General features: G+C 71.6%; 7 protein-coding genes. 5 read left to right on the forward strand and 2 right to left on the reverse strand.

Annotated elements, in window-relative coordinates; translation table 11 throughout:
* Window positions 1-13 precede the first annotated feature (13 nt).
* Window positions 14-670, reverse strand: a complete 657-nt coding sequence (locus tag ACWGIC_RS16180; protein WP_452076717.1) for an SDR family oxidoreductase — start codon at window positions 668-670, stop codon at window positions 14-16.
* Between the two features lie 92 nt (window positions 671-762).
* On the opposite strand from ACWGIC_RS16180, the gene ACWGIC_RS16185 reads away from it, so the two are divergent.
* From ACWGIC_RS16185 to ACWGIC_RS16195, 3 genes are all read left to right on the forward strand, one after another.
* Window positions 763-1,125, forward strand: a complete 363-nt coding sequence (locus ACWGIC_RS16185; protein WP_452076718.1) for a winged helix-turn-helix transcriptional regulator — start codon at window positions 763-765, stop codon at window positions 1,123-1,125.
* A gap of 122 nt (window positions 1,126-1,247) precedes the next feature.
* Window positions 1,248-3,761, forward strand: coding sequence for a type 2 lanthipeptide synthetase LanM family protein (locus ACWGIC_RS16190; RefSeq protein WP_452076719.1), 2,514 nt, complete (start codon window positions 1,248-1,250; stop codon window positions 3,759-3,761).
* 38 nt (window positions 3,762-3,799) lie between these two features.
* On the forward strand, window positions 3,800-3,979 hold the full coding sequence (locus tag ACWGIC_RS16195) for a hypothetical protein (protein ID WP_452076720.1): 180 nt from the start codon (window positions 3,800-3,802) through the stop codon (window positions 3,977-3,979).
* Between the two features lie 270 nt (window positions 3,980-4,249).
* Here the strand turns inward: ACWGIC_RS16195 and ACWGIC_RS16200 are convergent, their stop codons facing one another.
* Window positions 4,250-7,159 carry a helix-turn-helix transcriptional regulator gene (locus ACWGIC_RS16200; RefSeq protein ID WP_452076721.1) on the reverse strand — a complete coding sequence of 970 codons (2,910 nt, stop codon included), beginning with the start codon at window positions 7,157-7,159 and terminating at the stop codon, window positions 4,250-4,252.
* A gap of 400 nt (window positions 7,160-7,559) precedes the next feature.
* Here ACWGIC_RS16200 and ACWGIC_RS16205 point away from each other — a divergent pair, with 400 nt between their 5' ends.
* Both ACWGIC_RS16205 and ACWGIC_RS16210 read left to right on the forward strand, forming a co-directional pair.
* Window positions 7,560-9,278 (forward strand): prenyltransferase/squalene oxidase repeat-containing protein, encoded by a 1,719-nt coding sequence (locus ACWGIC_RS16205; RefSeq protein WP_452076722.1) that lies wholly within the window; start codon window positions 7,560-7,562, stop codon window positions 9,276-9,278.
* A 100-nt stretch (window positions 9,279-9,378) separates the two neighbouring features.
* Window positions 9,379-12,636: a non-ribosomal peptide synthetase gene (locus ACWGIC_RS16210; RefSeq protein ID WP_452076723.1), complete on the forward strand. Its 3,258-nt coding sequence runs from the start codon at window positions 9,379-9,381 to the stop codon at window positions 12,634-12,636.
* The last annotated feature ends 5 nt before the right edge of the window (window positions 12,637-12,641 follow it).

Below are 12,641 nucleotides of genomic sequence, written 5' to 3' on the forward strand. Positions count from 1 at the left end.
TTTCCCGTCGCGGTCAGGGCCGCCCGCCTTCGAGGCGGATGGTTTCGCCGGTGAGGAATTCGGCCTGCAGCAGCCAGAGCACCGCGTCGGTCACGTCGGCGACAGTGCCGGTGCGGCCGACGAGGGTCCGCCCGGCGGCGGTCGCGAGGAAGTCCGGTTTGGCTTCGCCCTTGGCGTCCCAGGCCCCGGAGTCGATGATTCCCGGCGACAGCGCGTTGACCCGGACCGGCGCGAGTTCGGCGGCGAGGTGCTGCGCGGCGAAGGCGACCGCCCCGTTGGTCACGCCGGTCACGACGCTCCCGCGCGCCGGCCGCCAGCCGACCTGGCCGGAGAACAGCAGCAGCGACCGCCGGATCGTGAAGTGCTTCGCGAGCAGCAACGGCCCGATGACCTTGGCGGTGAAAGCGTCGACGGTTTTGTCCCGGTCGAGTTCTCTGACCGGCACCGCGTGCGGCGAGGCCGCGGTGTTGACGAGGTGGTCGACCTCGCCGAGTTCGGCGGCCGCGGCGGCGATGGTCGCCTCGTCGCGCAGGTCGACGTGCAGCCCGCCGGGCCGATGGGACGCGACGCGCACCCGCGCGCCCTCGTCGGCCGCGGCGGCGGCGATCGCCTTCCCCAGATGCCGTCCGCCCAGCACCAGCACTGTTTGACCGGCCAGCCGGTTGCCCATGGTCCTTCTCCGTTTCGTCGGTTGCCGTGGCGGAAGTAGGCTATGGAAAAGTAACCAGGTACTTCAACGTAACCGGAACCGGAGGAATCGCCGTGCGCTACAACGTCATGTCCGCCCGCTGCCCGTCCCGGGTGGTGCTGCACCGGATCGGGGCCCGGTGGACGGTCTTCGTGGTCAACGCGCTGGAGCACGGCCCGCTGCGGTTCACCGCCTTGGCGGAGAAAATCGAGGGCGTCACCCCGAAGGTCCTGACCGAGACGCTGCGCGCGATGGAGGAGGACGGCCTGCTCGCCCGGGTCGACTACGCGGAACAACCGCCCCGCGTCGAGTACGGGCTCACCGACCTCGGCCAGTCCCTGCTGGTCCCGCTGCGCGCGGTGCGCGAGTGGGCGGAAAGCCACGTGCCGGAAATCCTCGAAGCCCGCGAACGCGCCCAGGCCGCCAGGCAGAACTGACGCCGCTTTATGGGTAGGCCGCACCCATGTGTCCCGGCCCTCCGCGTGGCAGGCTGCGGCCCATGTCGCGAGCGGGGTCAGAACCGTCCGGCGCGGATGAAGGTGCCCGGTGCTTCCGGCCTGTGGCGCAGCCGGTGGTCGACGCCGCGGTGAGCCAGCTGCGCGCCGCCGTGCCCGGCGCGGACGCGATGGAACTCGCTGCGGTCGGCAAGGGAATGGCGGACTGGCTCAGCGACCGTCTGTGCGCGTCCGCGGGCCGGGCTCTCGTCGCCCGCCTCAAGAGCGATCGCGTCGGGTTCGCTGCTTTCCTGGCAAGCGATCCGCTGCCGGACGTCCTGGTCCAGTACCCAGGCCTGGCCGAGCTTCTCTCCGGTCTCGTGCGCAACGCCGTTGCCGCCGCGGAGGAACTGCTCACCCGGCTCGACCACGACCGCGCTCTGCTGGCCAGGTTCCTCGGCAGCGATCCCGGGCGGGTCGCCACCGTGGTTTTCGGCCGGGGAGACGCTCATTGCGGCGGCCGGACTGTCAGCGAGGTCAGGTTCGGCTCCGGCACCCGGGTCGTCTACCGCCCGCGTCCGGTCGGCTTGCACGCGCGCTGGAACGACCTGCTCGCCGACCTCGCCCCGCTTCTCGGCGACCTCGCCCCGGCCGGTGCGGCGGTTCTGGAGCGCCCCGGATACGGCTGGGTCGAATACATCCCCGCCCGGCCCGCCGCCGACGTCGGCCAGTTCTACCGCAGGCTGGGCGCGCACCTCGCGTTCTTGCACGTCCTCGGCGCCACCGACATCCACGCGGAGAACGTCGTGGCGGCCGGCGGGCATCCGGTCGTGGTGGACGTCGAAACGCTCTTCCAGCCGCGCTGGACCCCGTGCACCGACGGCGGTTCCGATCCCGCACTGGAGGCACTGGAAACGTCGGTCCTGAACACTTTCGTCCTGCCGCGCCCGGTGCTCGGCCCGCACGGACGGCTGGACCTGTCCGCGTTCGGCGGCCGTCCCGGTCTGTTCCCGCAGGACCTGCCCGGCTGGGCTGACGCGGGCACCGACCGGATGCGCCTGGCCCGCGGCCCCGCCCCCTACGCCGGCGGACGGAACTTCCCGGCTCCGGACGTCGATCCGGCGGCCTATCGCAGTGATTTCCTGGACGGCTTCCGCACCGCCTACCGGTTGCTCGCCGCACACCGCGACACGCTGCTCTGCGGTCTGGACCGGTTCGCGGGCGTCGAGCTGCGGATCGTGCCCCGGGCGAGCGAGTGGTACGCCGAGATGCTCCGCGAATCCACCGAACCGGTGTTCCTGCGCGAGGTGGACGGCCGCGCGAAGGCGTTCGCCCCGCTTGACGAGGTCACCGCGTACCCGCACCTCTCCCGCTTCGCCGACGCGTCGCGGGCGGATCTGCTTGCCGGGGACATTCCGTATTTCGCCGCTTCGGCCGACAGCCGTGCTGTCCGGACCACTTCCGGGACCTGGCTGCCGGAAGTGATGGAGACCGACGGTCTCACCGCAGCACGAGCGAGGATCGCCAGCCTGGGGGAGCGGGACCTCCGCACCCAGGTGTGGTTCGCCGAGGTCGCGATCGCCACGATGACGCCGTTCGCCGGGCACCGCCTGCTCCCGGGGCACCAGGCTGACGTCGAGACGCCCGATCCGGCACGCGTGCTTGACCTGGCAGTGGGCATCGGCGACGAGTTGCTGCGGCGGGCGAGCGCTGATGCGGTGCGGATCAACTGGCCCTCGCTGGAAATCGCCGAGGACGGCGGCTGGTGCGTCCGGCAGATGGGCGCTTCGCTGGGCAGCGGGTATTGCGGAGTGGCACTGTTCCTCGCTGAGCTGGGAAAGATCAGCGGCCAGGACCGGTTCCTCGACGCCGCGGCCCGCGCGGTCCGGCCTCTGCCCGGTCTGCTCGAACTGCTGGACGGCTACGCGTCGCTGGCGGTCGGCGTCGGGCCGGGCGCGTTCACCGGTGCCGGAGGAATCGCCTACACCGTAGCGAGGCTGGCCGGCCTGCTGGCGGATTCCGCTTTCGACAGCCTGGTTCCGGCAGCCTTGCGGGCGACCGCGACGGCGGCCCGGGCCACCGATGCGGCGGATGTCGCCGACGGCGTGGCTGGGGCCTTGCTCGCCGTCTCGGCGGTGGCAGCTGACACTGGCTCGTCGGAAGCGGCTGCGCTCGTCGAAGAGCTGGGCGCGCGGCTTGCTGGGCTTCCTCCGCTGCCGACGGCGGGATTCCTGTTCGGCCGGGCGGGGGTGACGCGGGCCTTGCGGCTGGCCGGTCGTGTTTCGCCCGGCGGCGAAGGCCCGACGACCGGGCTGGGCTGGTGCACGGGTCTGGCCGGTCTCGTCCTCGCGGATCCCGGCCAGCGCCTGGCCGAGCAGTTCCGGGCCGCGCTGGAGCGACGGGTCCCGTCGCCCGATCATTCGCTGTGCCACGGAGAACTCGGCGTCCTCGACGCGGCCAGGGCGATCGGCGCACCGGTCCGGCTCCCGCGCGGGGAACTCGCCTGCGGGACCCCGGGCGCCGTCCCGTCGCCGGGCCTGCTGCCCGGCCTGGCCGGAATCGGCCACGGCCTGCTGCGGCTCGGGTTCGCCGGCCGGGTCCCGGCGCTTTCCCTTCTGGAGCCGGGGGCAAGGTCCTGAAACACCCTGAGTGAATCCATCGGAAAGGAGAACCGGAAATGCACGAGGACGTCCAGCCCGCACCGGGAGCGGAGGAAACCGCCGCCGAGGCCGAACGGGCTCTGCCCGCCTGGCAGCGGCAGTGGGTGCGCTCGGCGGTGCTGACCGGGATGACCGTCGGCGCGGTCGCGGTGGCGGCGATGGCGGGCGATCCGAGCACGGTCGCCGGGCTCGGCTGAAGCGGACGGCGCGAGGCCGGGGCGGTCCGCGGGGGAGGGGTTCGCATCAGTTCCGGAGGCCGGGTGTCCGCTGCGGGCGCCCGGCCTCCGGAACGAAGAGCGTGCCCGGTTCGCGCACGAGCTGCGCGGGAAGCAGGTGCGCGCCGTCAGACCAGCCGAGCCTGCCCGGCGGGACGAGCCGCTTAAAGCCGCGCGTGGGAAGCGGCTGTGGTTCAGAGTGTGCCTGGCGGGACAAACCGCCGAAAATCGGGCGCGGGAGACGGCCTCGGCTCAGCCTGGCGCCGAATCGCCCAGCACCGCCGTCGCGTACTCGCACAGCGTGGTCCGGTCCGGGGCCTGGGTTTTCGCCAGCAAGCTCGCCACGTGCTTCTCCACGGTCCGCACCGAGATGTGCATCCGCTGCGACAGCGCCCGGTTGCCCAGCCGCTCCGGCATCAGCTGCAGTACCTCGAACTCCCGCCGGGTCACGCCGATGCCGCGCAGTTTCGGCGGGATGCGTTCGGTGCCGGAGTTGTGGTAGCGCACCGGGGCGCCCGTCCGCCGCAGCAGGGAACGGCAGGCCCCGGCCAGCACGTCGACGCTTCCGTGGAAGTAGTTCTCCGCGTCGGCGAGCCACTGGCCGGGTTTGCCCCAGCTGTCGGCGAGCGCGGCTTCGGACACCAAGCGCAGGGCGAGATGCCGCGCGGTCGGGAAGACCGCGGAAGCGGCGACGGCGGTGTCCATCTCCCGCTCGGCGGCTTCCGGCCGACCGGCACGGCCGTGGTGCACTGCGCGGGCGAAACCGAGGAATTGCCGGTTCCAGCGCATCCGGCCGACTTGGGTGCCTGCCGCCTGTTCCGTTCCGGCCGGATCGCCGGTGCCGTCCACGGCGTCCAGCAAATGGACTAATCCGAAAGTACCGGAGAAGTGGAAATAGGCTTCCAGTCCGCCGTATTCGGCCGTCAATTCGGCGGACCGGGCCCGTGCGCCTTCGCGATCTTCGGTGAGCAATGCGCAGAACAGTTCGGCCAATCCTTTGGCCAGCGGCGCTTCGCGGGAGTTTTCGCCGCCGGCGGCCCGGAATTCCCGCAGCGCGGTCCGCATCTCCTGGCAGCGGCCCCGGTGGGCGGCGAGCACGGCGCGCAGCATCAGCGCGTACCGGATCACCGAATGCAGCCGCAGCCGCCCGCATTCGGCCAGGCTCGCGGTGAGGATCCGTTCGGCCTGGCCGTAGTCCGCGCGCAGGATCGCGGCGTAGGCGAGGTTGGCGTAGACGTTGCTGGCCAAGGTGATGCAGCCGGACCGCAGCGTCTCGCGGTAGGCGTATTCGAGCGCGGAGACGTCGCCGTCGGCGAGCCAGGCGTTCGCGCCCAGTCCGATGAGGCCGTGGTTGCGCCAGGTGGTCAGCTGGTGTTCGGTGCCCAGTGCCAGCGTGCGCCGGTAGCCTTCGTCCGATTCGGCCAGCGAACGGCCGCGGGTGCTGAAACCGATTGCGTACCAAGCCTTGCAGGCCGTCTCGGGATCCTCCGCCGGATCGACGCCGCGGATCGCCCGCCGGGCCAGTGCTTCGCTGCGGCTGACGTGCCCGGCGTCCGCGCCGGTGCGGCACGAGGTGAGGTAAGCGTCGACGACGTCGATCGCCGCGGTTCTGGTCTCGGGCGACTCCGGCGGGAGCAGGGCGCGCGCGGCGGCGACCTGGCGCACGCCGTCTTCCCACCGGCCGGCCACCTGCGCCGCCCATGCCATCCGGACCTGCTGGCGGATCTGGCTTTCGGTGTCCCACAAGGGATTTCCCAGCCGCAGTTCGGCGGCGACCTCGGCGGCGCGGTCGAACTGGCCGTCTTCGGCGAGCGCGGTCAGCAGGGCTTCGAGCAGCTCCCCGCGCGGCTCGCGCCAGCGGTTTTCCCCGGACAGCATGTCGAGCGCGTTGTCCAGGACCGCGACCGCGGTGGCCGGTCCGCCCGCGTGCAACGCGCGGCGGGCCGTTTCCAGGTACAGCCGGGCGGCGGCGGGCAGGTCGCCGCCGCGGCGGTGCAGATCGGCGGCGAGGTGGCACCAGGAGCCGGGCAGCCCCGGGTACAGCTCGGCGATCGCGCTGGCGACCCTTTCGGACAGGGTGACCTGATCGGCCGGGGTGGTGAGCGACAGCAAGGCTTCCTCGGTCAGCGGATGTTCGAAGGAGTACCAGCCGGGAGTGCCGTCGCCGCCGGTCAGCAGGCGTTCGGCGACCGCGGCGCGGACGTGCGCCAGCAGGGTCCGGTCGTCGAGGCCGAGGCAGCGTTGCACCACCGGCAAAGGAAAAGTCCGGCCGACGATCGCGGCGACCGACAGCAGCCGCATCCCGTCCGGGCCGAGTTGCAGCGCCCGCTGTTCCACCGCTTGCACGAGGCTGAGCGGCACGCGTTTTCGCTTCCCTCCCACCAGTTGCCAGCCGGCGGGACGGCGCACGAGATCCTTCGTGGACACCGCGTACCGGGTGAGTTCCGCGGCGGCGAAGGGATTCCCGCGGCTTTGCGAGTACAGGTGCTCGGCCGCCGGCGCGCTGACGTCGCCGGGCGGGCAGCCGAGGATCGAGGCGACCAGTTCGGCCACCCCGGCGCGGTCGAGCCGGTCGAGTTCGACCGGGGTCGCGTCGCCGCGCTGGGCCAGGGTTTTCACCAGTTCCGCGGCCGCGGACGCGCCGACGCGGACGGTGGCCAGCACCAGCACCGGCTGCTCGCGCAGGTTCGAGGCGAGATAGTCCAGCACCGCCAGGGTTTCCCGGTCCGCCCAGTGCAGGTCGTCGACGACCAGCAGGCAGCCCCGGTCGCGGCCGAACCACGACGTCAGCCGCAGGATCGCCTCGGCGAGCACGAGCAGCGACGTCTCCCTCGGCTCCGGCCGCGCCCAGTCCGGCACCAGCCGCCCGAGCGCGGGAAGGTAGGGCGCGAGCAGTTCGTCGTCCGGGCTGCGTTCGGTGCGCGCCAGCGAAAGCAGCGCTTCGGCCAGCGGACGGAAGGGGATCGCCGGACCTGTCGAACTGGCCCGCCCGCGCACGGCCACCATGCCCGCCGCGCGTGCCTGTTCCGCGACCGCTTCCGCCACCGAGGTTTTCCCGATCCCTGGTTCGCCGGTGAGCACGACCATGGCCCCGCGGGACGCTTTCGCCGCGTTCAGGAACCCGGCCAGCCCGGCCAGTTCGCTCTCCCGTCCGATGAGCATTTCCACCCCTTCAGCCGAACGGCTCGCGGGCGACGGCTTTCGCCCGGTGCCGGTCTGCTCCCCCGGGGCGGAATGCTATACGCAGGCGCCCGCTTTCGTGGGGGCAGAAATACCGCCGTTCCACCTTGTGGCGCAATTGTGCGCACGGCCTGAAATCGTTTAGTCACAGCCGGAAACATTCTTAGGCGCCCGCAGTGGACGGACGGCGACTCTTTGGGTGCGCAGCACCCATGCGCCCGCCGCCCCCGCCGGGAAAGAGTGGAGCGGCCGGGAACGACCCCGGCCGGGAAGGAGGTCGTTTCGCCATGAGGCCGAACCGGCGCTCTTTCCGCGGAACCGGGCCCGCCCGGCGGGAATTCCCGCCGATCCGGAAAAACCGGACCAATGCGGCAGGTGTGCGATGACCGCGACCGCCGCCCCAGCGGTATTGGCCGACGGCGGGCTCAGCCAGGGCGAAGCCGATCTGTCGTGCAGTTACGCCGCGGTCCGCACGCTGCGCCGGCTGGGCCGCACTCCGGCCGAACCCGCTGGGATCGCGCGGTTCCTGCGGTCGCGCCGCAACAGCGACGGCGGGTACACCTGGCAGCGCGGCCTGCCCTCGGACGGCTGGGCCACCTACTGCTGCACCCGGGCGTTGCGGGATCTCGGCGAGGAAATCGACGAACCCGCCCGGGTCGCCGAATGGGTTTCCGGCACCGGCACCGTCGAGGGCGGGTTCGCACTCGCCGCCGGCCGCCCGCCGGACGTATGGGCGACCTGGTGCGCCACAAGGACTTTGGTCGAGATCACCGGTGCCGCCGCGCCGGAACCGACGCGGCACGCGGGCTGGCTGGCCGCGCTGCAAGGCCCGGACGGCGGCCTCGCCTGGCAGCCCGGCTCGAACACCTCGGACGCCCGTGCCTGCTACTACGGCGTGCGGGCGTGGCGGGCGGTGACGGCCGCGCCGCTGCCGTGGCGCACCGGGCCGCTGGTGTCGTGGCTGTGCGAACAGCAGGCCGTCGAAGGCGGCTTCCGGTTCGCGCCTGGTTCGGCCGTCTGCCTGTGGGCGACCTTCCGCGCGGTGCTGACCTTGCGCGTCCTCGGCGCGCAACCGCCCGATCCGGCCGGTGCGCTCGCGTGGATCGGGGACCGGCGGCTGCCCGGCGGCGGCTACGAACGCTGGCCCGGCTACGGCCGTTCCGACGTCTGGGCGTGCTTTTCCGCGGTCGGCGCGCTGACCGCGCTCGGCCACGACCTGCCTGCCGCGGAAGCGGACGCGGTGGCCGAAGCGCTGGCGCGGTGCCGGCTTTCGGGCAGCGGCTACACCTACCGGAGCCCGGACGCGGCGGGGGACAGCCTCGCCACCGCGGCTGGCCTGCTCACGTCAGTCCGTTCCGGTTCCCCCGCACCGGGATTGGTCCGCTGGCTGCGGGACGCGCAGCCGGCCGCCGGGGACGGCGTGGTCTACATGCCGGGCCAGGATGCGGAAGTCCGGTGCACGCAATGGACTTTCGAGGCGTTGCGGGCGAGCGGGCACCGGCTGGACGAACTCCGCCTGCGCCGGTGGATCGCGCGGCTGCAGAACCCGGACGGCGGGTTCGCGCAGTGGCTCGGCCGCGGCTCGGATCTCGTCGCCACCACCGCCGCGGTCGAACTGGCCGACCGGCTCACCGGCGGCCGTCCCACCGCGATCCTCGACGGCGCGCGAGCTGTCGCGTTCGTGACCCTCTGCCGCGACAGCGGCCTGGCCGACCCGGCTTCGGCGGGCACCGCGGCGGCGAGCGCTGCCGCACAGGCCGCGCGGGTGCTGCACCTGCTCGGCGCTCGCCTTGCGGCGGCGAATCTGCACGCCGGGCTGGCCTGTTACGCCCGGGCGGGCGGCGGCTACGCCGCGACCGCGCTCGGGCTTCCCGATCTCGCCACCACCTACCAGGTCGTGCGCACCGACCAGTGCCTCGGCCGCGAGTCCGACCGCGCCTGCGTCGCCCGGTTCCTCCTCCGGGTCGAACTGGGCGGCGGGCATTACGCCTGGAGCCCGCGCTCGCGCACGGTGGCCGGGCCGCTCGCCGACTGCCTCGGCGGGCTGCTGCGGGCCTGGCTGACCGATCCGGCGGCGCTGCTGCCGCCGCTGAACCTGTGAACCGGAAAAGGACCGGAGGGAGACCGGACCGGCATTCGCTCCTGCCGCAGTGCGTCGGCGGGGCATCGCATTCCGCTCAGCACCGGGAAGGGAGCAACGGGTGAGTACAGTGCACGAAAGCACCGCGGAGGGCAAGAAGAAGTCGCTTGCCGACATGTTGGCCCGTGCACGCGCCAAGATCACCGACGGACCGCGTCCCCGCCAGGACCGCGGCAACGTGCCGCTGTCGTATTCGCAGGACACGTTGTGGGTAGTGGACCAGCTCGCCACCGGAAAATCGACCTACAACGTCGCCTTCCTGTTCCGCCTCGAAGGCGAACTGGACGCCGACGCGCTCACCGAGTCCTTCGCGAGCATCGTCCGCCGCCACGAGGCGCTGCGAACCTATGTGCTCGAAGAGAACGACGAGTTCTTCCAGGGGATCGTCGAAAACCCCGAGATCGTCGTCCCGCGCTCGTCGGCGCCCACGGAGGCGCAGGCCCGCCGGATGCTCGACGAACTCGCCGAGGTCGGGATGACGCTGACGGAATTCCCGCTGTGGCGCGCGGATCTCGTGCGGGTCCGCCCCGATCTGCACTACTTCGGCCTGGTCGTGCACCACATCGTCTTCGACGGGGTGTCGACCGCGATCTTCTTCGAGGAACTGGAAAAGGAATACAACGCGCGCCGCGCCGGAACCGTGCCGCTCGTCGAACCTCCCGCCGTCCAGTTCGCCGATTTCAGCGAATGGCAGCGCAAGCAGATGCGCGCCGGCGCCTGGCAGGCCAGCGCGGACCACTGGGCGGAAGCGCTGCGCGACGTCGAGGTGATGGACATTCCCGGCGACCGCCCGCTGCCGCCCGCGGTGACCTACCTCGGCCGCGCGGTGGTCCAGACCTGCGAGGGCCTGGCGACCCAGGCCAACCGGCTCGCCTCGTCGCTCGCGACCACCCCGATCACCGTCTACGCCACCGTGATGGCCTGCCTCTACCACCGGTATTCGGGGTCCGGCGACGTCGTTTTCGGCATGCCCAGCGCGAACCGCGCCGAGGTCGAATGCGAGCGCACCCTCGGTTTCTTCATCAACATGCTGCCGCTGCGGTTCCACCTCGACCCGGACGAGACGTTCCAGGAAACGCTCAAGCGGGTCCAGCAACGGCTGCGCGGCGCGCAGGCGCACGGCTATCTGCCGCTGGAGCAGATCGTCGCGAGCGCGCAGGTGCGGCGCGATCCGTCGCGGTCCACGTTGTTCCAGTACACGCTGACGATGAACGAGTGGACCGAGCCGATGCGGCTGGACGGGATCTCCGCGACCGAGGTCGAGGTCCCCACCACGCAGGCGAAGTTCTTCCAGCAGTGGACGATCGCGCGCAGCGGCCCGGACCTCGAGGTGCACACCGTCTACAACACCGACATCTTCGACCGGGCGACGATCGAAACCATGCAGCGGGTGTTCGTCTGGCTGCTGCGCGGCGCGATCGCCGAACCGGACGTCAGCATGCGCGAATTGTGGGCGCGCGACACCGAATCCCGCCGGGTCCAAGCCCGGCTCGGCATCGGCACGCAGGCGCCTGCCCCGACTGGCAATGTCTTCGCGCGGTTCTGCCGGGTCGCCGACGAGCACGCGGACCGGCTGGCCGTCAGCACTCCAGGGAAAGATCTTACGTACCGGGAATTGCGCCAACGGGTGGACGCGCTTCGCGGCTATTTGGCGGAAGCCGGAGTCCGCGCGGGCGACCGGGTGGGCGTCGCGCTGGAACCGTCGGCCGATTTCTCGGCGACGGTCCTGGCGCTGCTCGCGCTCGGCGCGGTCTACGTGCCGATCGACGCGATGAACCCGCGCGGCCGGATCGAGGCGATCATCGACGACGCCGACCTGCGCTGCGTGGTATGCGACGCGACGACAGCTGGGATCTCACCAGGCGCGGAATGCCGGTTGCCGGTCGACGCGCCGGTTCCGGCGAACCTGCCCGAACCCGCGCGCGGCGGGAACGACGTCGCCTACCTGATGTACACCTCGGGCAGCACCGGCAAGCCGAAAGGCGTGCTGATCACCCACGACAACATCCTCGGCTTCATCCGGAACGTCCAGACGCTGTTCGAACTCAGCCCGGCCGATCGCGTGCTGGGCTACGCGTCCTGCGGGTTCGACGTGTCGGTGTTCGAGATGTTCGGTGCGCTGCTGAGCGGGGCGTCGCTGCACGTCGTGCCGTCGGTGATGCGGCTGAGCATGGCGGAGGTCCAGCAGTTCCTGGAAGACCACCGGGTCACCGTGACCGACCTGCCGCCGTCGGTGATGAAGCTGCTCGATCCGGCTCCGCTGCACGACCTGCGCATCGTGTTCGTCGGCGGCGAGGCCTTCTCGCACGAGCTGGTGCGCGCGTGGGGCAAGGGCAGGCGCATTTTCAACGGCTACGGCGTCACCGAATGCACGGTCACCAGCGTCGTCGAGGAGCTGGAAGAGCCGCTGCCGCCGGCCGGGCTGCCGATCGGCGGGCCGATGGACAACCACGTCGCGTACGTGCTGGACGAGCACAACCGGCCGGTGCCGCAGGGCGTCATCGGGCAGCTGGCGCTCGGCGGGGTCGGGCTGACGCCGGGCTACTGGCGCCGCGACGAGGACAACCGGGAGAAGTTCGTCCCGGATCCGGTCGGGCCCGATCCGTCCGCGCGGGTGTATCTGACCGGGGATCTGGTACGGCACAACGGGGACGGCCGCCTAGTGTACGTCGGGCGGCGGGACCGGCAGGTCAAGATCAACGGGGTGCGGATCGAGGTCGGCGAGATCGAGAGCGTGCTCCGCGCCGCCGAGGGGTTGCGCAACGTCCACGTGCAGGTCCGCCAGGACGGGGAGCAGAAGCGGATCGTCGCCTACTGCGCGACCGGCGGATCGCGGCAGGCGAGCGAAAGCTCGCTGCGGGAGTACTGCCGCAAGCGGCTGGTGTCCACGATGCAGCCGTCCACCTTCGTGCTGCTGGACGAACTGCCGATCAACGGCAGCGGGAAGATCGACGAACGAGCGCTGCCGGACGCCGATTACACCGTGGAATCCGCGCCCGCGGAAGCGCTCACCGAGCTCGAACGGGCCATGCTGGCCGACGCGTTCGGCCCGATCCTCGGCCGCACCGATTTCCCCAAGACGGCGAGCTTCTTCGACCTCGGCGGCACGAGCCTGCAAGCGGCGCAGCTGGTTTCGAAGATCAAGAAGCTGTTCTCGGCGACGATCTCGCTCGCCGCGTTCTTCAACGATTCGAGCGTGCAGAGCATGGCGCTGGAGGTCGAACGGGCCCGGCTGGCCTCGCTGCCGGCGGAGGAACTGGAAAAGGCGATCGCCGGGATGACCGAAGAGGAAGTCGCCCGGCTGCTGGCCGGCGAATGAGTGCG

It is taken from the genome of Amycolatopsis sp. NPDC054798, from assembly GCF_053611505.1.